Genomic DNA, 23,749 nt, shown 5'->3' on the forward strand with positions numbered 1-23,749 from the left:
CCGACGGGCGCTTCATACTGCCTTCTCTGGGTGTGCTTGTGGGATGGGTTTGGATCGCTGCTGCGGTCAGTCTCGCGCCCTGATGGGCGAGCCGGGCGACTGCGTCCGGGTCGGTGTCCAGTTTTTGGTGAAGATCCAGTCGAGGCCGTCCTCTCCGGCGGTGTCGAGATGTTCGGCGCGGCGCAGTCCTGTTCGGCCGGCGACTGTGGCGGAAGCGATGTTGTCCGGGCGGACGCGAGCGATGATCCGACGGTCTGGCAGGTTGGTGGTTGCCCAGGTGACGACTGCGGTCGCGGCTTCGGTAGCGATGCCGTTTCCCCAGGCGGCCGGGTCCAGGCGGTAGAAGAGGTTGAGTACCTGCTGGTCCTGCAGGTGCATGAGCTTGAGTCCGCAGAAGCCGAAGATGCCGTGCTGGGCGTCGGCCTCACGAGGGTGGATGACCCAGTAGCCGAAGCCGTGCTGGTCCCACCGGTGGTAGCGGTCTTCGGCGTCGGCGCGGGTGGCGAGCATGTCGGCCGGGTTGTGGGCGCATGCCGCCGGGTCGTGGTGGATGCGGTAGATCGTGTCGATGGCCGCCCGGGTGGGTCGCCGCAGGGCCAATCGCGTGGTCAGCAGTTCGTTGTGACCGAGCTGATCATCGCCCATGGTGGTGGTCCTTTCATGGCGTTCTGTCGGTTTCTGTCCGACGTTGCAACGCTCGGGCTGCTCAGGTCAGCTTCGGGATGGGTTCTTGGGCGTGAGCCGGAACGATCGAGCGACTTTCTGCCGGTAGATCTGCTGTGTTGCGGGGTCCCAGGGGATGCACCAGCGTCCGCCGGGTGCCCGGCGGGCTGGTACTTGACCTTTGATGAGCCAGTTGTAGATGGCGTCGGCGGGGATGCCGAGTTGGGCGGCGGCGTGTTTGACGCTGATCTCGCCATCTTGGATGGCCACGGTTCGGGGTGCCCAGATCTTGTAGGCGTCGCGGACACGGGCGACGCCTGCGGCGGTGAAGGGTTTGCCTTTGCCGGTGAGCAGGCCGGCGGCGTTGAGCCGTTCGGCGAGTTGTTCGCTGGTGTGCGTGGCGCCGTAGCGGCGGACCAGCTCGAGAGCGCCGGCGGGAGTGCGGCCGGGCCCGTGCCGCAGCGCGGTGAGTTCGTCGGTGGCGCCGGTGTGCCAGCGGACACCGATGCGGACGCTGTCGTCGTCGGTGGCGGGCAGCAGGGTGATGTCGGCGATCAGGCTGCGCAGCAGCCGTTTGCGGTCGCGGTGGCTGGTGGTGGGGCTGTCCCACAACCGTGGCAGGTCAGCAGCCAAGGCTTGCAGCGCGTTGCGCTGGGGCGCTGGGGCGCTGGTGGCGTGTGCGGTGGCCAGCGCCGCTTCGGCGTCAGCGAGTTGGGCCAGCTTGGCTTCCCATCGGCTCTCCAGGCTTCGGGCTACCAGGCGATTTTCTGGCTCGACGTTGGTGAACGCTCGTTCGGCGCGGTCGGCTTCGTAGCGGGCGCGTTGCACGGCCAGTTCGGCGGCCCGGTGGGTGCGCACGCGGCGGTCGGTGACTTCGTCGCTGGCGGCCAGCGCGATCGTGATGTGTTGTTCGGTGATGGTGTCGAGGAACAGGGCGCTGACGGCCGCGTCGACGGTGGTCGCGACCACGGTCCGGCACTGCGGGGTGCGGATCGAGTCTTTGACCTGGCAGGTGTAGGTCGCGCGGGCGTCGCCGCGGTCGTAGCGGGTGCCGACCCGGCCGCCGCAGACACCGCAACTGATGATGCCCTGACACAGCGCGGTCCCTTCCCGGGCCGGGCGGGCACCGCGTTGGGTGTTGTTCGCGGCGAGTTTCACCTCGATGTCAAGGTATTCCTGCCAGCTGATGTAGCCCTCATGGTGGTCTTGGATGGTGACCGTCCAGTCCTCGCGGGCGCGTTTACGGCGCGAGCTGCGCACCGTCCCGTCGGGTTGCACCCGGCGTCTCTCGGTGGAACGGCCGAAAGTGTAGGCGCCGGCGTAGGCCGGGTTCTTCAACGCCTGCAGCACCCGGGCGTGGGTCAGCTTGCCCCACTTGAGGTTGCCTGCCCATGCTCCGCCCCAAGTGCGTTGCGGGAACAGCCGGCCCGCGGCGTCGAAGGCGCGCATCACCGCGAGCGCGGAACCGCCGCGGTGGAACTCAGCGAACAGGTCCGTGACCGCGCCCTGGATCTGCTCGTCGGGGTCCTTGACGACGTCTCCGTCAGCGTCGTACACGAGGCCGACCGGCAGCGGGTGCCGCAGCTCACCGCGCTGCGCTGCCGCCAGCTTCGCGCCGTGCAGCCGGCCCATCAGAAAGTGCAGTTCAATCTCACTCATCTGACCCTTGAGGCCGAGCAGCAACCGGTCGTTGACGTTACCCAGGTCGTAGACGCCGTCGGCGTCGATCAGCAGGGTGTCGGTGAGACGGGCCAGCTCCATCAACCGGGTCAGGTCGGCGTTCGAACGGCCGAACCGGGACACCTCCAACCCGAACACCGCGCCGACCTCGCCCATGCAAATCCGCGCCACGATGTCGCGGAAGCCATCGCGTTCGGAGCCGAACCGCCCGGACATCCCCAGATCGGCGTCGATCACGACGATCTGCTCGGCCAGCCAGCCGAGCTCCGCGGCGATCGCCGTCAACCCGTACTGCCGAGTCGTCGACTCGGTGTTCTCCCGCACCTGGGCGAGGGTCGACTGACGCACATACACGATCGCCTGCCGGCTCAGATGCGACGACATGACCTTCGGCGACGGCTTCACCAGCCGCACCCGCGTTCAGCAGCGCCTCGAGCATGTTCGCCACCGCCATCACCGCTTGACGCAGGTCCGGCCCGCTCAACCACCCTCGTCTCCGGCTCGTCCGAGCCATCCCAGTCCCGCTCAGGAGCCACCTCATGAGTACTGCCTGTCCGCGCCACGTCGATGGCGTCGACCAACGCCCGCGCGGCAACCAGCCCCTCAACAGCAAGCCGATCCGACGACGCCGGCACACCACGATCCGTCCACTCCTGACGCACCGTGACCCGCCGCCTCCCGTCGACCTCGCACATGAACCACAACCCGGTGCGTTTACGCATCGTGATCAACACCGTAAGGCACCGACCATTCAGAGGATGGAAAGGGTGGGTGATCGTCAATGAGTCCGAAGAGTACCTGGACGGACGAGCCTTATAGGACACGGGTTCCCGCTGATGTTGACGCCCCAGACAAGGTCGCCTACGGGCTGACCTGGCGGCAGCTGGCTATCCTCGCGGTTGCTGCGATGATCTTCTATGGCGCCTGGAACGGTCTGCACCGTGTGGTGCCACCGCAGGTCATCGTTTTCGCCGGCGTGGTCGTCGGCGGTGTCGTGTTCGGGCTGGTGGTCGGGCGCCGAGATGGGCTGCCGATGGATGTGTGGCTGCTGCACGCGATCCGCCATTCGCGCAGCCCCAAGGCGCTGTCGTCCTCGGGGGAATCCGCGGCAGGGGTGCCCGAGTGGGTTCAGCAGCCGAAGGGACGGCTGCCGCTGCCGGCGCCGCTGCGGCTGCCCGCCGATGCGATCGGCGACGACGGTGAGATCACCGTCGGCGGTGACCGGGCGGCGATCGTCGCGGCCACGAACATCAACCTGACGTTACGCACCGCCGCCGAGCAGACTGCCCTGATCGAGGGGTTCGGGCGCTGGCTCAACAGCTTGTCGGCGCCGACGCAGGTGGTCGTGTCCGCCCAGCCGGTCGACCTCGCCTCCCACGCCCGGGCGATGTCCGATGCTGCCCGAATCCAGCCGCACCCCGCGTTGGAGGCGGCGTGCGCGGACCACGCCGCGTTCCTAGCCGACCTGGCCGAGCACCGGGACCCGCTGCGCCGCCAGGTCCTTGTGGTCACCCGCGCCGCACCGGGTGAACACGGCAGCCATGCGGCGCGGCGGCGGGCCGACGACAGCGTTCGGGCGCTTTCCAGCCTCGGCGTGACCGCCCGGACGCTCGACGGGGCGGCAGCCACCGCGGCGATCGTCGCCGCCGCCGACCCCTACCGGCCGCCGCGTCCCGGCGGCCTGGCCACCCCGGACACGGTCATCACCGCCACCACGAACGACACCAAGAAGCCCTGAGAGGAGAACACTGCGATGGGTACTCCACGCTTCCGCATTCGCCCAAACGGTCCGTCCTCCGGCGATGTGTCGGCCGGACTGGCCAGCGCCGTCGCCCCGGCCTCGGTCGAGGTGACCCCGCGTTGGCTGCGCGTCGGCGATGGCTATACCGCCACTCTCGTGGTCACCGGCTACCCGGCCGAAGTCGGGCCGGCCTGGCTGGAGCCCCTGCTGTCCTACCCCGGCCGGGTCGATGTCACCCTGCACATCGACCCACTACCCGCCCCGACCGCCGCTGCCCGACTACGCAGACAGCGGGCCCGCCTGGAATCATCGCGGCGCTCCGACGCCGAGCGGGGCAAGCTGATCGACCCCTACACCGAGGCCGCCGCGACCGACGCCACCGACCTCGCCGACCGGCTTGCCCGCGGCGCCGCCAAGCTGTTCCGCGTCGGCCTGTACGTCACGGTGCACGCCCGCACCGAGGAGGAACTGCTCCAGGCATGCGCCCGCGTCAAAGCCGCCGCCGCCTCAACCCTGCTGGAGGTCCAGCCCGTGACCTGGCGTCAGCTCGCCGGCTGGACCACCAGCCTGCCGCTGGCCTCCGACGGGCTGCGGATGCCGCGAACCATGGACACCGCCGCCCTGGCCGCCGCGTTTCCCCTAGCCAGCCCCGACCTGCCGGCGCCGCTGCCGGGCGAGCCGGCGGCAACCGGGGGCGTGCTCTACGGCACGAACCCGGCCGGCAACGGCGTGGTGTGGTGGGACCGCTTCGCCCAGGACAACTACAACAGCGTCGTCCTCGCGCGCAGCGGCGCCGGCAAAAGCTATCTGGTGAAACTGGAGACGCTGCGACACCTGTACACCGGCGTCCAGGTGTCGATCATCGATCCAGAAGACGAGTACCTGCGGCTGGCCGATGCGGTCGGCGGGACAGTCGTACGGCTCGGCGCCACCGGCGTGCGGATCAATCCGCTTGAGCTTCCGGTCGGTGACAGCCGGCCCGACGTGCTCACCCGCCGCGGATTGTTCCTCCACACTCTCATCGCCGTGCTGATCGGACACCTGCCACCACCGACCGAGCGGGCCGCGCTGGACCGCGCCATCCTCACCGTCTACCGGCAGGCGGGGATTACCGCTGACCCCCGCACTCACCGCCGACCCGCGCCGCTGCTGCGGGACCTGTCCGCGAGCCTGGCCGTAGACACGGACCCGGCTGCGGCCCAGCTCGCCGCCCGACTCTCCCCGTGGGTCGACGGGTCGTTCAAGGACCTGTTCGACGGGCCCAGCACGTCTCGGCCAGATGGTCACCTCGTCGTGTGGTCGCTGCGGCAGCTCCCGGACGAGCTGCGCGCTGTCGGAACCTTGCTGGCCCTCGACTCGATTTGGCGGCAGGTCGACGCACCGCCGCCCGGTGGGCGGCCCCCGCGACGCATGGTCGTGGTTGACGAGGCGTGGCTGCTCATGCGCGACGGCGAGGGCGCGAAGTTCCTCTACCGGCTATCCAAGGCAGGCCGCAAGCGGCACACCGGGCTCACCGTGGTCACCCAGGACGCCGCCGACGTGCTCGGCGCCGACCTCGGCCAAGCCGTCGTCGCCAACGCCGCCACCCAGATCCTGCTTCGCCAGGCGCCCCAGGCGATCGACGCCGTCGGGGACGCCTTCGGCCTGACCGCCGGTGAACGACGACTGCTGCTCGCGGCGCGCAGAGGCCACGGGCTTCTCATCAGCGGCACCAACCGCACCGCATTCGAGGCCATCTCCAGCGACGCGGAGCACGCTCTGGCGACCACCAACCCGCTCGACCTCATCAACGACGACGCCGACAGCGTCTAGTTCAACCCTGTCGACACGCAGGCGGCGGTGCCGCACCCGAGCGTGGGTGTGGCACCGCCGCCTTGCCGCGCGCGTAACCGCGAAGGACACGTCATGGTCACCCTCCTGTTCACCCCGTCGCCCACCCCCATCGGCACCGATCCCGGCTCGCCGATTCCCCCGTCACCGGCAACCCAGTGGATCCTGCAGGCATCGCACTGGGCCATCGACCGGCCCTGGCTGCTGGGCGTCGCCGCCGGCCTGTTCCTCGTCTGGATCGCCGGCCGCAACCTCGTCGCGGGCTGGCGACACCGGCACCACGCCACGGGCGCCCGGCTGGTCACCATCGCCCCACCGGCCGAGGTCGACGAGCACGGTGCCGCCGCCCTGTGGGCGAATCTGGCCGGCATCCTCACCCCATCCCGCCGCCGACGACTGCTCTACGGCACCCCGCACGTTGCCCTGCAGTACGCCTGGACCGGCCGGCAGCTGATCATCTCCCTATGGGGGCCCGGCACCATCCCGAAGGGGGCGGTCGAGGCCGCCGTACGCGCGGCGTGGCCCAGCGCGGCCACCACCACCAGCGAACCCGCCCCTGACCCCATCCCGGTAGAGACGGCCGCCGCCGTGGGTGGTCACCTGCTGCCCGTGGCCGCCGAATGGCTACCGCTGAACGCCGACCACGACGCCGACCCGCTACGCGCCCTGATGGCCGCCGGCGCCCAGCTACACGACGGCGAGTACGCCTGTGTGCAGATCCTCGCCCGACCAGCCGTGCCCCGCCGCGCGGGGCGGGCCCGACGCGCCGCCGGCCGGCTGCGCCAGGGCAAGACCGCCGTCCCATCGGTCAACCTGGCCGGGCCGCTGACCGAGCTGATCGGCATCTTCCTGCCCGGACGCTCCCGCAGCCCTGCCGGCGCAGCACCGGCCAGCCGCCGGGACCCGACGGTCGAGCGGGACGTGCGGGCAATCCTCGACAAGACCTCCCACCAATTATGGGAGACCGGCATCCGGTACGCGGTCGCCTCCCGCGCCCACCGCGACGGCACCCTGCCCTACCACCGACTACGCGGCGTCGCCGACGCGGTCGCCTCCTCGTTCGCCGTCTACGCCAGCCGTAACCGGCTCGCCCACCGAACCCGCATGCCTCGGCCCGCCATGGTCCTGGCCACCCGCCGCCTCGGCGCCGGGTTCCTCACCTCAGCCCCGGAACTCGCCGTGATGGCGGGACTGCCCCGCGACCTCGCCGTGCCCGGCCTAGACCGCGCCCGCGCCAAGTCCATGCCAGTCCCGGTCGCCGTACCGAAAGGCGGCCGGGGCCGCAAGGTCCTCGGCGACGCCGAGGTCGGCAGCCACGCCGTCGCCTTGTCCGTGCCGGACACCCGCTACCACACCCACATGGTCGGCCAGACCGGCTCCGGCAAGACCACCCTGCTCGCCAACCTGATCATCGACGACATCAAGGCCGGCCGCGGCACCATCGTGCTCGACCCGCACGGCGACCTCGTCCTCGACGTCCTCGACCGGATCCCCGCGACCATCGCCGACCGGGTGGTGCTATTCGACCCCGCCCAACCCAACCCGCCAGCGATGAACCCCCTCGAAGGCACCGACCCAGACCTGGTCGTGGACAACCTGGTCGCCATCTTCGGGTCGATCTTCTCCAAAGCGTGGGGGCCACGGATGGACGACGTGATGCGGGTGTCCTGCCTGACCCTGCTACGGCACGCCAACGTCACCCTCCAACACATCCCGCCGCTACTCAACAGCGCCCAATTCCGGTCGGCGATGACCGTCGACCTAGACGACCCGGACGGGCTGCACGGCTTCTGGCAGTGGTACGACGAACTGACTCCGGCGCTGCGCTCACAGATCATCGGCCCCGTGCTGGCCAGACTGCGCGCCTTCCTACTCAGGGATTTCGTCCGCAAGACGATGCGCTACCCCAAGTCAAGCTTCGACATGAGCAAGATCCTCAACGGCGGAGTGTTGTTGGTGCGGATCCCGAAGGGGGAACTGGGCGAGGACACCAGCCGGCTACTCGGCTCACTAATCCTGGCCCGGGTATGGCAGGCGGCAACCGCCCGCGCAAGCATCCCCGCCGACCGCCGAAAGGACTGCTCGATCTATCTCGACGAGTGCCAGAACTTCTTGACCTTGGCCGCGAGTCTGGACACGATGCTGGCCGAGGCCCGCAAATACCGCCTCGCGATGACCCTCGCACACCAGGACCTCGCCCAATTCCCCCGCGAACTCCTGGCCGCGGTCAGCGCGAACGCCCGCAACAAGATCTACTTCAGTGTGGCGCCGGAGGACGCCCGTGTGCTGGCCCGGCACACCCTGCCGGAACTCGACGAGCACGACCTGGCCCACCTCGACGCGTACACCGCGATCGGCCGCCTCGTCGTCAACGGCCGGCAGATGCCGGCGTTCACCATGCGGACCCGCCCACCGCTGCCGGTGGTCGGCGAGGCCACCGCGATCCGACAGCAGGTCGCCAAGACAGTTCCCGCCCAGGACCCCTCCGCCATCGACGCCCTAGTCAAGCAGCACAGCCGGAAGCCGGACGACCGACGCCGCAGAGGCGGCAAGGCCCCGTCGTGACCGACATGTCAGAGCGACAACCATCGGCTTCCGTAACGGGATCCCCAAGGGGATCCACCACCCCTTCCACCCCCATCACCGACATCCACTGACAGATCACCCGTGACGGCCTGTCTCTACCGCGCTGCGGCCTGCCCAACCAACCACTGTGGTCGAACCCCACTCAGACACCCTCCGTATGGAGGACTCTCTTCCCCAAGGAGTAGCCGTGTCCAGCCGTCTTCCACCTCGCTCGCCCTCATCCGACCCGTACCTCCACACCCGCCGTCTCACCTCACGCGACCGACTCCTGCTGTCCTGGCTCGCCGAGCACTACCTGCTATCCACCCACCAGGTCACCAAGGCACTGTTCCCCTCCGGCCGCAGCGCCCGCCTGCGGCTCACCCTGCTACACCGCATCGAAGCCGTAGACCGGTTCGTCGACCAAGCCGCGGCCAACTCCACCCAGTACCTGTACGCGCTTGGACCGCTCGGCCTGCGACTCAACCGCGACGCCTACCACGACCCCGACAACCCCACCGCGAAACCGCCACGCAGCAACCGCGACCGCGCCGACCGCATCGTCGGCAGCCGCAAACTGCGCCACCTGCTCGGCGTCAACGACTTCTTCACCGACCTGCTCGCCCACGCCCGCACCAACCCGCAAGCGCGACTGGAACGCTGGTGGTCCGAACAGCACGCCACCGACGCCTACGGCGGCGCCGGGGTCCAACCTGACGGCCACGGCATCTGGACCGTCGGCGACGCCACCGTCGGATTCTTCCTCGAGCACGACAACGGCACCGAACCCCTCGGCAGGGTGCTGGCCAAGCTACGCGCCTACGAACGGGTGACCGAGTTCGGACCCCGATACCCGGTCCTGTTCCAGGTCCCCAGCCGAGGCCGCGAGCGCAATCTCCTCGACGCACTCGCCGATACGTCCGCCGCGATGCCGATAGCTACCGCCGTACACGACACCAACCCAGCAGGGCCCGTCTGGACCCTGACCAGCGACCCCGACCGGCTACGCCACCTGCACGAACTCCCCAGCAACCACGGCCCGTACACGGCCACGAACCCCAACCGGTTCGTTCATCGCGACCCGGCAGCTATCTGTCCGGGAGGCGACCAAAACCTACCTCTCAACTTGAGGCAAGCTCATAAATGATTTCCAGGCCGTCTTCGGTGTCCCACTGCTGTCCGACCTCGATGAAGCCGTACTGTGACGCCAGCTTGTAGGAGGCCAGGTTGTCGGGGCTGATGGTGACCCGAACCGTACGGACCTGCGGTTCCTCGGCGGCGCGGTGCAGCAGGGCTTCCAACGCCGCGCGGGCGTAGCCACGTCGCCGGAGCGCCGGGTCAACGGCGTAACCGATCTCCACCATCCCCGCCGGGTCCGGCGGCCCGTGATAGCCGGCCCGCCCCACGGCCAGATGCCGCTGTTCGTCCCAAACTACGCCGGTGACCCATGCCGCGCTGGCCGGGTCGTCCGCGACCTGTCTGCTGCGCATCTGCCACACGCCTCGCCAGTCCGGGCCGGCGAAGTAGGCCGACAGGGGAACAGGGCTGGACATGTTCGCCGCCGCCAGGTCACCCCGGGCAAGGGCGTGAAATGTTGGGCCGTTCAGATGCACGATGCGCACGGAAGCGGGCCGTAGTCGTCGTATCGCTTCCTGACCGAGACGGCGACCATCCGCACCCTGTTGATCGAGCCCTGCCATCACGACGCGAGACTCTACCTCGTCAGGTCAGGGATCCGCGCCCTTTGTCATCGCACCGGCGCACTCACACCGGCGCGACCGAGCGTTCGCGCCGAGCTGGCTTCAACGAGCGCAGATGCGCGGGCTTGCGACTTTCGGGCGCAGTGAAATCTGGTGCGGGCACTGAATTTTGGTGGAGCGGTCGGTCCCGACCGGTGAGGATGACGTCCGTGTCTGTTCCCGCCCGTCAGGTCCGCGCCCGCTACTCGACCGACACCATCACCGTGTACCAGGCGTATCCCCCGCAGATCGCGCTGCCAGCTGTGGCAACCGGCCGCTTCATGGCTCCCTTCAAGCGGGAACGGATGACGTGGATCAAGCCGTCGTTCCTGTGGATGATGTACCGCTGCGGCTGGGCTACGAAGCCAGGGCAAGAGCGCGTTCTGTCCATCGACATCACGCGGGACGGATTCGAGTGGGCGCTGGCGCGGGCTTGCCTGAGTCACTATGACCGAGACGTGCACCGCGACAAGGCGACCTGCTCGCGGCAACTGAAGACCAGTCCAGTCCGAGTGCAGTGGGATCCGGAACGATCGCTGGAGTTGAAGGCGCTGCCGTACCGGTCGCTGCAGGTCGGATTGTCCGGCGAGGCTGTCCACCGGTACGTCGACGACTGGGTCGTTGCCATCACCGACATCACCCCCAGGGTGCACCTGGTCCGGGATCTTCTGCGTAGCGGCGACGACCAGGCGGCAGCAGCTCAACTACCTGTCGAACATGCCTACCCGCTGCCGGCTCAGATCGCCACCGGCCTCAACGCCAGCCCGAACGTCACCGCAGACGAAGTGCCCGAGCAGCAGCACGGACAGTGACGGCCGCTCGGCAGCCCAGCACGCCTACTCGGCGGCAGCAGCGTGCCTGTGATCTTCGGGTGGGCTACTTGAGGCGGCGATGAGGCAACGACGCGCGATGATGAGATCGTGTTGATCAGTGAGATGGAGCCGCTGCTGACGTCGATGCTTGACCTTGCCGGAGTGCGCCCCGACGAGGTCTCCGCCGCCGACGTGCGAAGGATAGTCGAGGTCTTCCGTCGATTCGCCACCGTCGCGGCCGATGACGCCGTCTCGCCTGACCAGGACGGCGACGGGGTCCTCGCCCAGACCGGAACGGTTGACTTCGACGGCGTGCGTGAGTTCTGTGCTGATCTCACTCGGCAGCTCATCGAGGCCGACGACCAGGACGTGATCTGGCAGCTGCGCTGCACGCTCCACTGGACACCCAGCGCCGAAACCGAAGCACTCGGGTCCAGTGTCCTATGGTCCTTCGGCATGCCTCTCGACCGCTTTTTCGCCGAGGCTCTCAGCCTTCCCGGCTGGGCGTGGGCGCTGGCCGGCAGACAGACACCTCGTCATCTCATGATCAAGCTCGATCGAGTCTGAGCGCGTCTCAGCGGATCGCACGTGTACCGGCCAGAGGGCCGGGCAGCGAGATGCGGCGTGATGCTTGATGGCCAGCCGCCCGCACGGTCGGGACAGAAGCAAGTCTTGCTTGTTGCTGCTCACTATCGGAGCGGCACAACGCGGAAATCGGTGACGAAGCTGGTGATCCGCCCGTCTTCGGTGCGGCCTACGTAGGTCGCGTACACGCCGTCGCCCCACCCTGAACCGACGACGTACACATTCGCCGCGGTCTGCTGCTCAACGACTGCGGTAATAACGGCTTCGATTGGGTCATCCGGAATTTGCGCCGGAATGAACACCGCGTCCAACTGCTCGTAGTCCCACCCACTCAGCACCTCGACCGCGACCTGGTCGGCAAGCGTCCCGGTACCCGCGTCAACCGCGTAGCCGAAGATGCCCTCGTCGCCGAGTGAGGCCACGTCCTGGTCGGGGAGCAGTGCCATGGTCCACGACGCAGCCGGCTCGTCAGCAACCACCAACTGCAGTGCAGCAATCCGCCGCTGCGACTCCGAGCCGTCCCTCAGCAACACCGCCACCCACGCCCGCAGTTCGTACTGGCCCGGCTCCACCGCGTCAGTGAACGGCGTGGTGTGCGCAACGAGCGGGTCGCACCCCACGACCTTCCCGGTTGGCAGCACCACTGGCCCGAGCTCATAGGGCTCGATACGGTAAGCGATCCCATCGCACTCGGCTCGGTACCCAGCGGTCAACAGGACGTCAAGATCGGGCATGTACGGCATGGCGCGCAGCGTATCTGGGTCATCGCCTCGCTGCGATGCAGTCTCATCGGCACGACATGACGGCACCGGAGTATGGCTATCGATCACCCATGACCGGCCTAACCCTGCTACTCGCCCGACGGTCACGACCGAGATTCACACTCCGCGGATCGGCCGACACCTACCCATGGTGAACTCGGCCGACAGATTTCCAACCGGGCGCAAGGTTTAGATCAGCACGAACGTCTGCGGGTCACCCTCTTCAGATCGCGGTGATCTGTCAGGGCCCGGTGAGTAGTCGTCTTCGAACGACGCCCAGCCTCTGACAGTGCAGGTCAGCGACCCCCTGCACGGGAACTGCGGTGTTCTCAGTGCTGACAGATCAGGCCGCTACGGTTCACGGCACTACAGCAACCTCATATATCCCCACCCGGTAGGTCCCACCCTCGGACCCTTCGCCGCATCCCGGCATCTGATGCCCACCCGCCGAAAGGCCGGTCGGCGCAGCAGCCTCGCGACGAAACCCGACGGTCGCATCTATCACCTCGTACAAACCAACCCACCTTCCCAGTCGGCGCCCACGCACCCAGTGGACCGGCAATCTCCGCGTGCCCGTAGGGCATGCCTGACCCCCAGGAGGAAGCATGGCCAAGAAGACGGCCCCCGCGGCCCCCACCGCTGCCCCGGTGATCCCCGCTGCGCCCGTTCGCACCATGATCGTCTGTGTAGGCCCGGAGTTGGCCCGCATGCTCGACAGCACCCGGCAACTCGAACGCCACCTCGGCGTCTCGGGCACCAGCTGTCCCCGTTACTGGGCCTCCCCGGCCCTCTACCCGTGGCAACGCCGTAGCTTGATCGACTTGCGCAAGACCAAGACCGGACCTCGGTACTGCGCCGGTGGACCTATCCGCCTGCTTGACCTGTCCGGTATGCGCCACGGCGCTTACGTCGGGGCCAGTGTGCGCCACGCGCAATGGGCGCACGTTGTCGCGGGCACGAGACCGGCCACTCCATGGCCGAGTTTCCTGCAACAGCACCTGTCCGACCCGTCGGCGTATCCAATGCACACGGCGACCGCCGAGTTCAACCGGCAGCCACGAGTGCAGGCCATGCGCATGTACAACGCCGCCACACACGGTCCTGGTCACCTCGACCCGGGCGACCTGGAAATGTTCCAGGCCGGCGCCAGCGCGTACGCCAGCTACCACGCCCTGTGGGCGGTGTGCACCGACGCCTTCTGCACCGAGGCAGGCGACCGGTTGCAACCGGCCAGCGCGTTTTTCGCCGACCGCATCACCTACCTGGAACGGGCGGTCCGCTACCTGGACTCGCTCGACAGCAACCAGCGGCTATTCGCCGTCACCCTGCCCCACGTGTAACCACGGACCGGTCGGGCCAGCCACACCTCCCTCGTATCCAAGGGGACCCGTGTTGCTGCCCGACCGGCTCCACCCGACCACATTCCCACAGCATTCGAAGGGATGGATACGTATGCTTCGACGGCTCTGGTTCGACCTGGCCACGGTGCTGCATCTGGCCGAAGCCACGATCAACACGCCTCACCGGATCGACATCGACGGCAACGTCGTGCCTCGCACTCCGCCCGCGCTGCACCTCATGCGCGCCTGCGGCGCAGACCTCGACGATGGCCTCTACATGGACGGGAACTTCCCGCCAGGCCTGTCCGAGCACGGCGTCAACGCGGAACCGTCACGCGGCATGCATCGCGGTGGCCTTGACGGACACGGCATTACCTGGACCGAATGGCTCGGCAGCCCACCACGTCACCGCCACCGGATACAGGCGCAGATCGCTCTGCTCGACGAGGCCAGACTGCTCGACCTGCTCCGCGCTGGCCACGCCGCCGGCTATGACATGTTCACCATCGACGTAGATCTGCGGGCGAGTATCGGTCGACGCCGCGAACGGCGCTCCCGCCAGGCGCCCCAGGCTGGGGCATCCCACCACGCCCGGCCCGCGGAGGGGCCGCCCTATACCTCTTCCAGAGGTCAGTTCTGATCGCCGATGAGCGCTTTGACGTGGACGAGCTAAGCGCTACCTTCCACGCCATTCTCGTCGGACTTGTCAGCCTCGGCTGCTGACCTACCTTCGCTCGCCGGCTGACCGCGGCACTCTCGCCCCATCGCACTCGCACGACCTGGCCGTTGCCCGGCCGACCCCGCGCACACCGCGCACCCGGGCACGGCCGGTATGGCCGTGCCCGGGTTCCCGTCTTCGCTGAAGGGAACCGCTATGGACTCGAACCCTGCTCCGGCCGTCCGCGCCACTGGTGCGGGACGTCGCCGGCTGCACATCGCCGTGATTGGCGGCAGCCTGACCGGCACCGTTACCGCCCTGTTGTTGGGACGGGCCGGCTTCGACGTCACCGTCTACGAGGCCGCCCCGACATCCGCCCCGCGCGGCGGCGGGCTTATCGGCCTGGAACACACCGCCCTTGACGTACTCGACCGGCTCGGCATCGCCCAGCGGGAGTTCATCGCCTACGACTCCGAGACGATCCTGCAGGTCGCGATCCGCGACCGGAAGCCGCAACAGACCCTCCAGCGCACCTACCCCGGCCGGAACACCACCTGGACCCTGCTGCACCGCGCGTTGGCCGCCCGAGTTCCGGCGGGCGTCCTACGCAAGGAATGCGGGTCACCGGCCTAAGTGAGCATGCGGGTCGGCCGCTCCTGCGGTTCGCCGACGAGCGCACCCCCGAACCGGCCGACCTGGTCGTGTTCGCCGACGGCCGAACCTCGATCGGCCGTCGCCTCCTCGACCCGGCCCGCACGCTGCGCTACGCCGGCTACGTCGCCCACCGCGGGATCGCGACCAGCGCCCCCCACGACCTGCGGGACTTCGTCCGGCTGGAGCCGTGCCCTGGGGCTCAGTTCAATGTCGCGCCGGTGCCCGGCGGCTGTGACTGGACGTTCTACCTCGGCTGCACCGCCACGGAATACGAGCAGCATTTCGGCGCGAAGCCCACCCGCCGGGTCTTCGCCCTGCCGCAGCACATCACCCCGGCTGCCCATGAGCACGTCAACGAGCACGCCGACTATCTGCTTCCGCCCGAGCATGCGGCAGTCGTGCGGGCCACCACCACCCGTATGGCTGTGCCGGTGCTCGACATCGCTTCGCCTACCCGCATGGTATGGCCCATCGGGCGTGGGCATGCTGTCTTGCTCGGTGACGCCCTCGCCCCGGTCCGCCCACACACCGCTCGGGGCGCCAACGCCGGCATCGAACAGGCCGCCGGACTGGCCGTCGCCCTCACCCAGCACCGCCGGTATGGCGCTGACCTGCCCACCGCCCTGTACGGGTGGCAGAGCCGGCACCTGCCCACTGCGGTCGCCTCCGTGCAGCAGGGGCCCGTCATCGGCGACAAACTCGGTTTCGGCGTTGACTAACCGGCCCATCTCCGACGGCCAGAGTCCCACTTGGGTCCGCCCGAACCTTGCTGAGAACCCCCACGTCGCATCGCCCCCGCTGCCGCACCGGCCGGGGGCGCCTTTGTATCCCAGATCGAAAGGACACGACCCCGATGGCCATCAGAATGACCAGCGTTATCTACGACGACCTCGACGGATCCACCGAGGAAGTGGGGACCTACCGGTTCGCCTTCAACGGTGTGCAGTACGAGATTGACCTCTCTCGCTCTAATTTCGACCGGATGGCCGCCGCCTTCCAACCCTTTATCGCTGCTGCCCGCCGCCTGCCGAAGGCGACGGCGAGGAAGCAGACCGGGCACGGCAGCAGCGCAGATCGCCGCGCCCTCACTGCCCACGTCCGGCGGTGGTGGGCCACGCACTGGCAGGAGCACAACCTGCCCGAGCCCAGAACCCGAGGGGCGATCCCACCGGCCGTCCGCGACGCCTACAACAGCGCCCACTAGCCCTGCGCGGCGTGTACGCGGTCGCGTACCAGGGGTGCGTAGCCGCTTGCCCTGGGCTGTCACCGCCCCGTATCCGCACGACTTGATCGTGCCCCGTTTCGAAGCGTGCATGGAGTGCACGCCCTGTCGCTCACTCATCGGGAGCAGGGAGAAAGGAAACTCGTCATGACCGACAGCACCAATAGTCCGACCACTCTAGAGCGGGTGCTGGCCGCGCTCGCCGAGCTTGGCCCGGCTACGGCCGCAAGGATCAGCGAGGTCGTCGGCATCGCTTACCCAACGACTACCCCCAAACTGCGAGAGCTGGAAAGCGCGGGCTACGCCGAGCGGCTTCGCACCGAGCAGCGCACGACGTTGTGGCAGGCGACCGAAACCGGCAAGGCCGCCGTCGCGTCGGTCACCACCGGTAGCACCAGCATGCAGGCGCCGTCACCGAGCGATGACGACCAGGCTGGTGAGTCGCAGCAGCGAGCCGACCTGCACCCGGAGCCCGGCAGTGGAGCACCTACCGAGGACCAGGCACCTGGTAGCCCGCCAACCGACCAACAGAGCGGCGACTCCGCGGAGACCGGCACGGCAAGCCCGACGCCGCCACAAGCGCCAGGCCCAGACGCGGTGGGCGGGTCGGAACCGATACCCGAACTGGAGACCAACTCGACGACGGACGCCCTGCACCAGACACCGGCACTGACCGAGGGAGCTAGAACCGGCCCGCAGGAGCGCGACGGCCGTCGGAAGTCGTCCCAGCCCCGACGCCGCAAGGGCGAACTCCGCGAAGAGGTACTGGCGCTGCTGCAAGGCAACCCGGGCACCGCCTACAAGGTCGGGGAGATCTGCAAGCTGATCAACCAGTCCCGCGACGGCGAGCAGGTCAACAAGGCCAGCGCGGGGGCGGTGGCGAATGCCCTGGACAAGCTCACCATGGCCGGCTCCGTCACGCGAGTTGACACCAAAGTCGCCACCTACCAGGCCGACTAGTCACGCCCATCCCAGGTAGCCCGGGGGCGGGCGTTAGACGTTGGCCACGCTCCACGCCAGCCCCCGGTGCTCCTTCACCAACAAGGAGCAACAACCAGTGTCTCAGACAGCGAACTCCCTTCTAACCTCTGCTGGCGGGCTCCTCGCCGGACTGGCCCTGGCCGGCCTGTGGGCATTGCGCCTGTGGAGCCTGCTGACCCGCGCCCGGATCCGGCTGCGGAAGCTGGAGCGCGCCGCCGTCGTGACCGCGCAGCTAGTCGAAACCCTGCAGGCCGAGCGCGACAAATATCATCGGCAGGCGACCGAGGACGACCTCACCGGCCTGCCCAACCGCCGCGCCGCGATCGAGCGGCTGACGCGCACGGTGAAAACCCACAGCGAGGTCGGCGTCATCGTCCTCGACCTCGTCGGATTCAAGCTGATCAACGATCGGTTTGGGCATCGGGTCGGCAATATCGTGCTGTCCCAGGTCGCTGAACGTCTCCGCCGCCTGGGGCGGTCCGATATCTTCGCCGCTCGGCTCTCCGGCGACGAGTTCGTCCTTATCGTGCAGGGCGGTCCCGACAGAACCCGCTCGGTGGCTGGCCGGGCGTGGCGACACATCAAGGACCCGTTTGTCCTCGAGGCCAGGCAAGTCGACATCGTCGCGAGCATCGGCTACACGACCACCAGCCAGGCCGGTCGCGATCCCGCAACCCTGCTGCACCTAGCCGACATCGCCATGTACTGGGCCAAGGCCAACCGCGGCGCCGTGCACGGCTACGACGAGGACATGGGCGATGTCCCCAGCGACGCCCGCCCCCGCGACTGGCCGCCACCCTACAAGGTCTGACACCACCATGGTCGGGCCCGGCTCGCAGGCAATAGCCCAACTGCACCGGGCCCGGCCCATCCCCGACCCACGCGCTCCCCGCGCCTGGGGGCTACCGCTGGGCTTCGCTTGACGGTGACCGAGGAGCACTACGACATCAGGGTCACCCGGGGAGGGCCTGACGAGGCCTAACCGCAGGTCCGCCCCGTCCATCCGGCCTCCGCCCCGTGCGGGCGGACCGGTATCACTCACGCCCACCCGCGTCCACACATCGGGCACCGCTGCGTCGGTGAGCCCTGGAGGCATCCATGAAGATCCGCTTTTTGGTATCGATCGTCGTTGCCGTCGTCGCCGTTTTCGTGCTGTGCGCGGGTGGGCTGGGTGGACTGCTCGGCGGCGGTACCGCTGCTGGGGCCTGCCTACCGGCATACGTCCTGTCAGCGGCTCCTACCGCCGCCAGCTCGCCGAGAATGCCCGGCGTCTGGCCCGCCGTCGGCCAATGGGACGGCGAGCAGGTCGCCAACGCGGCGGCGATCGTCACCACCGGCGCCCAACTCGGGGTACCCGCCCGTGGCTGGGTCATCGCGGTCGCCACCGCGATGCAGGAGAGTACGCTGCGGAACCTGCCTGGCGGCGACCGGGACTCCGTCGGGCTGTTCCAGCAACGCCCCAGCCAAGGCTGGGGCACCCCGGCGCAGCTCCAGGATTCGGTCTACGCGGCAGGCAAGTTCTACGTCAAGCTGCTCACGATCAGCGGCTGGCAGACCATGCCGTTGACCGAAGCCGCGCAGGCCGTACAGATCAGCGCTTACCCCGATGCCTACGCCAAGTGGGAAGGCCCGGCGACGGACCTGGTCACCGCGATCGCTGAGGCCGCTGGCCTACCGACGGGCGGGCTGGCCGGCTGCGGGGCGGTCGGCCCGTGGACCCAACCGGTGCTCGCCCCGGTCGGATCCGGATTCCGTAGCAGTGACCGGCCAGGCCACGACGGCGTCGACTTCAGCTCCCCGCGCGGCACGATCATCCGCGCGGCATCCGCCGGCATCGTCCGCACCGTCAGATGCAACGCCGTCCACTCCAGCACGGGCCTGCCGTGGGGCTGCGACCGCGACGGCGACCCCGTGCGCACCCGCGGGTGCGGCTGGTACGTCGACATCGACCACACCGGCGGGCTCATGACGCGCTACTGCCACATGGACCAACCCCCGATGGTGACGGTCGGCCAGCAGGTCGCCGTCGGGCAACCCATCGGCGTCGTCGGCTCCACCGGCCGCTCCAGCGGCCCGCACCTGCACTTCGAGGTGCACGTACCTGGTGACGCCAGCGAGGCCGGCGCAATCGACCCGGTGCCCTTCATGGCCGCGCAAGGCGCCCCGCTCGGCTAGGCAACTACTGTAGGTTCTCATCGCCGATGACGGATTCTCACGATCTTGGCGGGCGCTTTGGCGGATCCGCCATGATCACGAGAATCTATGGGCGTGGCGTCGAGACTCCTGGATGTCAAGTTAGCACCATCTAGTAGTGCTTTGTTAGGTTCGGTAGCGTTTGTTGTGGTGTAGCGGTTTCACGGGTTGGTGGCAGGTGATGCAGGCGCCGGTCCAGGTCGCGAGGAGTCGTTGCAGCTCGCGGATGATCGTGTAGAGGGTCAGGCCGCATCCGCTTTTGGGTCCAGGCGTAGTTCGGTGATGAACAGGTGCGCGGCGGTGACCAGGGTGACGTGGCGGTGCCAGCCGGTCCAGGAGCGGCCTTCGAAGTGGTCCAGGCCGAGGCCGGTTTTCAGTTCGCGGTAGTCGTGTTCGATGCGCCAGCGGATCTTGCCGTGGCGGACCAGGTCGGTGTGGCTGGTGGTGGCGGGCAGGCTGGACAGCCAGTACTTGACCGGCTCGGCCTCGTCGTGCGGCCACTGAGCGATCAGCCACCGCTCGGGCAGGAGACCGTCCGGGTCACGGGCTACGCGGTGCCCGGCCGGCCGGACCCGCAGCACGATGAACTGGGAGTTCATCGTGCCTTTCGAGCCGTCCCGCCAGGTGATCGTCTCCGCAGCCCGGCGGCCGGCGGCGCGGATGTGTTCGGTCAGGCTGACCGCGGTCTTGGGGTAGCGCGGTTCGGTGCGGGTGGGTGGTCGGCCCCGCCCGGACCACACCCGCTCGACTGGCCGCACGTCTGGCTTGTGGGCGAGGACGTCGCCTTTGACCTGCATGATGTAGCCGATCCCGCGTTCGTCCAAGGCGCTGCGGAACTGGCTGTTGTCCCCGTAGCCAGCGTCCGCGGCCAGCAGCGGCGGGCGCAGCCCGTGGTCGGCCAGTTCGTCGAGCATCTCCACGACCAGCGCCCACTTCGGCCGGTGACGCTTGTCCTCGGGGATGCCGCAGCGGGCCCGACGAGCGGCCACCTCAGCACACTTAGCCTCGTCAACGGCATGGTGGTCCCACGAGGCCGGCAGGAACAGCCGCCAGCCCAGAGGGCACGAGGCGGTGTCGGTGACCGCGTGCACGCTCACCCCGATCTGGCAGTTCGCGACCTTGCCCAACGTGCCGGAGTACTGCCTGGCCACGCCCGGCGATCCCTTGCCGTCCTTCGGGAAGCCAGTGTCGTCGACCACCCACGCCACCGGCTCGACCACATCAAGGGCCCGGCGGGCCAGGCGCATCCGCACCACCGTGGTGTCCCACGTCGAGGTCGTCACGAACTGCTGCAACCCCTGATGGTCCACCCCGAGCCGATCCGCCATCGGCTGCATCGACTTACGCCGCCCATCCAGCAGCAGACCCCGCAGATACGTCTCACCCTTCGCCCGCTGATCCGAGCGCACCAGCGGGGTGAACACATCCGCGGCGTACGCCTCAAGCCGTTGCCGCACAACGGAAAGCTCGTCAGGAGTCACCCCAACATCGAACTACCCCAAACTGCCGCCGACGGCCAGCGACACGCCAACCTAACAAAGCACTACTAGGGCGTGCCAGAAGGTGTTGTCGCCTGGTCGGGCGAGCATGTCGAGGTTCGGTACCGGCGAGCGGACGGTGCGTTCGCCGAGACGACCCTGGGTCGCGTATCCGTGGATCTGTTGATCAGCGGGCTGCCGGTCCGGGAGTTTCGAAGTCGACATCGGCGCGCCCATCCTGCAACGAGCACCGCACCGCTACGCGCCGATGGCTCCCACCCGCCGCGGGCAACGCCTACTCGACGACCTCGCCCGGCCAGACATCCACGAACTTCTGCACCGCTACGCCGACGCCAACGCCCGCCCCAAACGCCGTCGGCGTACCGGCTCCCGTGTAGAGACAGGTACGGCTTGACCTACAAGGCTGCACCGGGGCAAGCGACTTTCCGATGGTCGGCTGCCTTGACGGTCGTGACTGACCGACATGCCTGGTCGATGACGTGCGTGACGGGCGTCCAGTCGACATCTCCACGCGGCATCCGCTTCTGTTTGATACGCAGGTGATCGAGCGGCACCAGAGCTGTCACGCCATCGGTGAAGCTTCCAGGTCGCGGCGAGTGAGAGCGGCGCGGAGTTGTAGCGCCTCGGCCGCCAGATTCTCACGACCGCCCTGCTCGCGATCGATGGCGCAGACCACCGTCTCCACCTGGGCGCCGATGAACCGTAGCTGCCCGCACGACATCAGTAGGGCACCTCCGGTCGTCACGACATCCTCGATCACTACGACCCGCCGACCGTTCACGGGGCCGCCCTCAGCCGCCTTGTTGGTGCCGTACTCCTTGGCTCGCTTACGAACGAAGACTGTGGGTAGCCCCGTCAGCTGTGACATCACCGTGGCAAGGGGGATACCGCCCATCTCCATCCCGGCCAGCACGTCGCACTCCGGCAGCAAGGCCACCATCGCTTCGGCAACCTCGCGCAACAGATCCGGCTGTCCCTCGAACAGGTACTTGTCGAAGTACTCCTCGCTGACCTGCCCGGATCGCAGGCGAAACCGTCCGGTCAGATGGCAGGTGTCGTAGACGCGGCGCGCAAGCGGATAAGTCACACGCTCAGCCTCGCACCTCCCCTGGATCGAGCACGTACCCCCCTCGGCGGCGCTCCTCAGGATCGTCCTACAAGGACGACTTTGTGAGCTCTTCGGCATCCGGATCTGCCTCGTTCCGGGCGCGCATGCGTCTGCGATGGATAACCGAGCGTAGCCGGACGGAGTAACTCCGCCTGAGTGACGAGGGGAACTCGGGTCGGTCATCCTGGGCTCCGTCGTCATGTGGATCTTTGTACGTAACGGTGTGCCTACCCATGTAATCCGATCTATACACCGACAAATGCGGACCATGCAGGCGCTGCACTCAGCAGTAGCGCGCCCGACCGTAACGGATACGCCGCCGCTAACCGCCGTGCGGACAGTCAACCCTGCGCTCCACAACCTCCGCGCCGGAACACGGCCAGACCAAGATCACGAGGATTCCGCCAGACCGATGAGAAAACACCCCCGACACAACGGTGAGAAACGCCGACTCGACCCCAGCTCATCCAAGCAGGCTCCGCCATCTTCAACGCGAACCTACAACTACCCAGATCCAACTACTCGAACCTCCCGCTCCACCCGAGCGGGCCCATCCGCCGGCTCCTCATCAGGAAGGAGCATCGCGTGACAACCCCATTCCGACCCCGGCCACGAGGAAATCCTGGAAAGCCTCGTCCGACATCTGCTCTCCAGTGACGACCTCGACGAGCTCCGCACCGAAGCCCGGACCCTGGTCCTCATCGACCACGAGTACCTACGGGAGGCCGTCGCCTACGACAACGCCGGGTCATGACCCTCAACCACGGCGTCGCGGTTTCGGCTGTCCGCCTGAAGCTCCCTTGCACCCCCGCACATCCACCAGAACAGGAGCCAGACCATGATCGACACCAGTCTCGTCCTCAAGTACTGCGGCGAACGGATCAGCGCTCAGGCGCTGACCGACGCCGCCCTCGCCGACACCAGCCAGCCGACCGTCGCCTCGGAGCTGCGCGACGTGCTCTCCGCGCTCACCAGCACCGAGAGGACCATCGCCGACCTCGTCCCGCACCTCAACCGGAGTCTGCGGGACGTCGAGAAGGTTCTCGCCGCCGGACCCGACGATCAGATCCCTCTCATCGAGACGACCGGTGTCCGCCAGGCGCGAGAACCTCGCCTCGACGCGCTGCTGGGACGACGCGCCGCGCAGATCGAACACCTGCGGGCCATCGCCCGGCTCTGGACGGCACAGCATCCCGCCCCGGCGACCACCCGCCGGCGGTCAGACCCGCGGTGATCAGCAAGTCATCACACGCTGTCCCCGCTCGAGGTCGCCGCCGGCCTCCGCCTGCACCACCTGCCGTCATGTCCCGACGGCCTAAACCGGCTCGTTCCACCTGACGCGATCGCCCCGGCCGGGGCACCTGCTGCCGCCGGCCGTGTGCCGGTCCGCGTCAGCAGGAGCCGCCCCTGGCCGGGCCTTCCGTGTCCGAACCGCGCCCCACCGACGTGCGCAGAAGGACCCGACATGATCCCAAATCCAGAATCCACCGCACCTGCCTTACGGCGCACGGGGCGGTGATCGCCTCATGGACGACACCCTCCTGCGGCGCGCCGCCGGCGCCGCCGGCTACCGCCTCGCAACCGACCGGCTGACCGAGGCCGCGATCGAGCAGCCCGAGCATGTCGCGAACTGGATCGCCGCCGCCGCCCGCTACACCGCCACAAGCAGGATTCAGCGCCTGCTGACCGACGCCGCACAGCAGCTACGCGACCGGCTC

22 protein-coding genes and 2 pseudogenes are annotated in these 23,749 nt (G+C 68.3%); 16 read left to right on the forward strand and 8 right to left on the reverse strand.

Annotated elements, in window-relative coordinates:
• Positions 1 to 66: 66 nt before the first annotated feature.
• The 3 genes from B118_RS29015 to B118_RS33970 form a co-directional block, all read right to left on the reverse strand.
• Positions 67 to 645 carry a GNAT family N-acetyltransferase gene (locus B118_RS29015; protein WP_050592854.1) on the reverse strand — a complete coding sequence of 193 codons (579 nt, stop codon included), beginning with the start codon at positions 643 to 645 and terminating at the stop codon, positions 67 to 69.
• Between the two features lie 66 nt (positions 646 to 711).
• A complete protein-coding gene (locus B118_RS0123310; protein ID WP_028193441.1) occupies positions 712 to 2,748 on the reverse strand; it encodes a recombinase family protein in 2,037 nt (678 codons plus the stop codon).
• Complete coding sequence (locus B118_RS33970; RefSeq protein ID WP_420329464.1) at positions 2,745 to 3,167, reverse strand: DUF5372 family protein; 423 nt, start codon at positions 3,165 to 3,167, stop codon at positions 2,745 to 2,747. Before B118_RS33970 ends, B118_RS0123310 begins: the two co-directional genes overlap by 4 nt.
• Here B118_RS33970 and B118_RS0123315 point away from each other — a divergent pair.
• The 4 genes from B118_RS0123315 (at position 3,125) to B118_RS0123330 (ending at position 9,626) form a co-directional block, all read left to right on the forward strand.
• Positions 3,125 to 4,081: a PrgI family protein gene (locus B118_RS0123315; protein WP_028193536.1), complete on the forward strand. Its 957-nt coding sequence runs from the start codon at positions 3,125 to 3,127 to the stop codon at positions 4,079 to 4,081. The genes B118_RS33970 and B118_RS0123315 overlap by 43 nt on opposite strands.
• Positions 4,082 to 4,096: 15 nt before the next feature.
• On the forward strand, positions 4,097 to 5,896 hold the full coding sequence (locus tag B118_RS0123320) for a VirB4 family type IV secretion system protein (protein WP_028193537.1): 1,800 nt from the start codon (positions 4,097 to 4,099) through the stop codon (positions 5,894 to 5,896).
• 93 nt (positions 5,897 to 5,989) lie between these two features.
• Positions 5,990 to 8,479, forward strand: a complete 2,490-nt coding sequence (locus B118_RS0123325; RefSeq protein WP_028193538.1) for a type IV secretory system conjugative DNA transfer family protein — start codon at positions 5,990 to 5,992, stop codon at positions 8,477 to 8,479.
• A 208-nt stretch (positions 8,480 to 8,687) separates the two neighbouring features.
• The gene (locus B118_RS0123330; protein WP_028193539.1) at positions 8,688 to 9,626 is read left to right on the forward strand and encodes a replication-relaxation family protein; all 939 of its coding nucleotides are present in this window, start codon (positions 8,688 to 8,690) and stop codon (positions 9,624 to 9,626) included.
• On the opposite strand, the gene B118_RS0123335 is transcribed toward B118_RS0123330, so the two are convergent.
• Positions 9,601 to 10,092, reverse strand: a complete 492-nt coding sequence (locus B118_RS0123335; protein WP_238324115.1) for a GNAT family N-acetyltransferase — start codon at positions 10,090 to 10,092, stop codon at positions 9,601 to 9,603. The genes B118_RS0123330 and B118_RS0123335 overlap by 26 nt on opposite strands.
• A 287-nt stretch (positions 10,093 to 10,379) precedes the next feature.
• Between B118_RS0123335 and B118_RS0123340 the strand changes: the two genes are divergently transcribed.
• Entirely contained in the window at positions 10,380 to 11,030 is a 651-nt protein-coding gene (locus tag B118_RS0123340; RefSeq protein ID WP_043541905.1) for a DUF4291 domain-containing protein, read from the forward strand.
• Positions 11,031 to 11,138: 108 nt separating this feature from the next.
• Positions 11,139 to 11,597, forward strand: coding sequence for a hypothetical protein (locus tag B118_RS0123345; protein WP_027650456.1), 459 nt, complete (start codon positions 11,139 to 11,141; stop codon positions 11,595 to 11,597).
• Positions 11,598 to 11,719: 122 nt separating this feature from the next.
• On the opposite strand, the gene B118_RS0123350 is transcribed toward B118_RS0123345, so the two are convergent.
• On the reverse strand, positions 11,720 to 12,358 hold the full coding sequence (locus B118_RS0123350; RefSeq protein ID WP_028193542.1) for a DUF4241 domain-containing protein: 639 nt from the start codon (positions 12,356 to 12,358) through the stop codon (positions 11,720 to 11,722).
• Between the two features lie 623 nt (positions 12,359 to 12,981).
• Here B118_RS0123350 and B118_RS0123355 point away from each other — a divergent pair.
• The 7 genes and pseudogenes from B118_RS0123355 to B118_RS0123385 all read left to right on the forward strand — a co-directional run bounded on the left by B118_RS0123355 (position 12,982) and on the right by B118_RS0123385 (position 19,406).
• A complete protein-coding gene (locus tag B118_RS0123355) occupies positions 12,982 to 13,716 on the forward strand; it encodes a hypothetical protein (RefSeq protein WP_028193543.1) in 735 nt (244 codons plus the stop codon).
• A 112-nt stretch (positions 13,717 to 13,828) separates the two neighbouring features.
• Positions 13,829 to 14,356, forward strand: coding sequence for a hypothetical protein (locus B118_RS0123360; RefSeq protein ID WP_028193544.1), 528 nt, complete (start codon positions 13,829 to 13,831; stop codon positions 14,354 to 14,356).
• Between the two features lie 234 nt (positions 14,357 to 14,590).
• Positions 14,591 to 15,747: pseudogene (locus B118_RS29020) on the forward strand (FAD-dependent monooxygenase).
• Positions 15,748 to 15,881: 134 nt separating this feature from the next.
• Complete coding sequence (locus tag B118_RS0123370) at positions 15,882 to 16,232, forward strand: histone-like nucleoid-structuring protein Lsr2 (RefSeq protein WP_028193545.1); 351 nt, start codon at positions 15,882 to 15,884, stop codon at positions 16,230 to 16,232.
• Between the two features lie 165 nt (positions 16,233 to 16,397).
• A complete protein-coding gene (locus B118_RS0123375; protein WP_155256595.1) occupies positions 16,398 to 17,210 on the forward strand; it encodes a MarR family winged helix-turn-helix transcriptional regulator in 813 nt (270 codons plus the stop codon).
• 241 nt (positions 17,211 to 17,451) lie between these two features.
• The gene (locus tag B118_RS0123380) at positions 17,452 to 18,042 is read left to right on the forward strand and encodes a GGDEF domain-containing protein (RefSeq protein ID WP_238324117.1); all 591 of its coding nucleotides are present in this window, start codon (positions 17,452 to 17,454) and stop codon (positions 18,040 to 18,042) included.
• Positions 18,043 to 18,329: 287 nt separating this feature from the next.
• A complete protein-coding gene (locus tag B118_RS0123385; protein ID WP_028193548.1) occupies positions 18,330 to 19,406 on the forward strand; it encodes a M23 family metallopeptidase in 1,077 nt (358 codons plus the stop codon).
• Between the two features lie 260 nt (positions 19,407 to 19,666).
• Here the strand turns inward: B118_RS0123385 and B118_RS0123390 are convergent, their stop codons facing one another.
• Positions 19,667 to 20,905: an IS701 family transposase gene (locus B118_RS0123390; RefSeq protein ID WP_202902360.1), complete on the reverse strand. Its 1,239-nt coding sequence runs from the start codon at positions 20,903 to 20,905 to the stop codon at positions 19,667 to 19,669.
• A 265-nt stretch (positions 20,906 to 21,170) separates the two neighbouring features.
• Here B118_RS0123390 and B118_RS32000 point away from each other — a divergent pair, with 265 nt between their 5' ends.
• The gene (locus B118_RS32000; protein WP_155256596.1) at positions 21,171 to 21,317 is read left to right on the forward strand and encodes a hypothetical protein; all 147 of its coding nucleotides are present in this window, start codon (positions 21,171 to 21,173) and stop codon (positions 21,315 to 21,317) included.
• Between the two features lie 168 nt (positions 21,318 to 21,485).
• Here B118_RS32000 and pyrE read toward each other — a convergent pair whose 3' ends face one another.
• Both pyrE and B118_RS32235 read right to left on the reverse strand, forming a co-directional pair.
• Positions 21,486 to 22,010: an orotate phosphoribosyltransferase gene (gene pyrE, locus B118_RS0123395; protein WP_027647713.1), complete on the reverse strand. Its 525-nt coding sequence runs from the start codon at positions 22,008 to 22,010 to the stop codon at positions 21,486 to 21,488.
• Between the two features lie 589 nt (positions 22,011 to 22,599).
• Positions 22,600 to 22,740: a hypothetical protein gene (locus tag B118_RS32235; RefSeq protein WP_202902361.1), complete on the reverse strand. Its 141-nt coding sequence runs from the start codon at positions 22,738 to 22,740 to the stop codon at positions 22,600 to 22,602.
• A 129-nt stretch (positions 22,741 to 22,869) separates the two neighbouring features.
• Between B118_RS32235 and B118_RS0123410 the strand changes: the two genes are divergently transcribed.
• Positions 22,870 to 23,265, forward strand: a complete 396-nt coding sequence (locus B118_RS0123410; protein ID WP_028193550.1) for a hypothetical protein — start codon at positions 22,870 to 22,872, stop codon at positions 23,263 to 23,265.
• Between the two features lie 292 nt (positions 23,266 to 23,557).
• Positions 23,558 to 23,749 (forward strand): annotated as a pseudogene (locus B118_RS0123415) (hypothetical protein); the annotation flags it as partial.

The sequence above is a fragment of the Salinispora pacifica CNR114 genome, from assembly GCF_000514775.1.
Classification (GTDB): Bacteria; Actinomycetota; Actinomycetes; order Mycobacteriales; family Micromonosporaceae; genus Micromonospora; species Micromonospora pacifica.

Coding starts and splice junctions, on each gene's coding strand:
- B118_RS29015 (WP_050592854.1), bottom strand. CDS start 645: ATGGGCGATGATCAGCTCGGTCACAACGAACTGCTGACCACGCGATTG.
- B118_RS0123315 (WP_028193536.1), top strand. CDS start 3,125: ATGAGTCCGAAGAGTACCTGGACGGACGAGCCTTATAGGACACGGGTT.
- B118_RS0123320 (WP_028193537.1), top strand. CDS start 4,097: ATGGGTACTCCACGCTTCCGCATTCGCCCAAACGGTCCGTCCTCCGGC.
- B118_RS0123325 (WP_028193538.1), top strand. CDS start 5,990: ATGGTCACCCTCCTGTTCACCCCGTCGCCCACCCCCATCGGCACCGAT.
- B118_RS0123340 (WP_043541905.1), top strand. CDS start 10,380: ATGACGTCCGTGTCTGTTCCCGCCCGTCAGGTCCGCGCCCGCTACTCG.
- B118_RS0123350 (WP_028193542.1), bottom strand. CDS start 12,358: ATGCCGTACATGCCCGATCTTGACGTCCTGTTGACCGCTGGGTACCGA.
- B118_RS0123355 (WP_028193543.1), top strand. CDS start 12,982: ATGGCCAAGAAGACGGCCCCCGCGGCCCCCACCGCTGCCCCGGTGATC.
- B118_RS0123360 (WP_028193544.1), top strand. CDS start 13,829: ATGCTTCGACGGCTCTGGTTCGACCTGGCCACGGTGCTGCATCTGGCC.
- B118_RS0123370 (WP_028193545.1), top strand. CDS start 15,882: ATGGCCATCAGAATGACCAGCGTTATCTACGACGACCTCGACGGATCC.
- B118_RS0123375 (WP_155256595.1), top strand. CDS start 16,398: ATGACCGACAGCACCAATAGTCCGACCACTCTAGAGCGGGTGCTGGCC.
- B118_RS0123385 (WP_028193548.1), top strand. CDS start 18,330: ATGAAGATCCGCTTTTTGGTATCGATCGTCGTTGCCGTCGTCGCCGTT.
- B118_RS32000 (WP_155256596.1), top strand. CDS start 21,171: ATGGCTCCCACCCGCCGCGGGCAACGCCTACTCGACGACCTCGCCCGG.
- B118_RS0123410 (WP_028193550.1), top strand. CDS start 22,870: ATGATCGACACCAGTCTCGTCCTCAAGTACTGCGGCGAACGGATCAGC.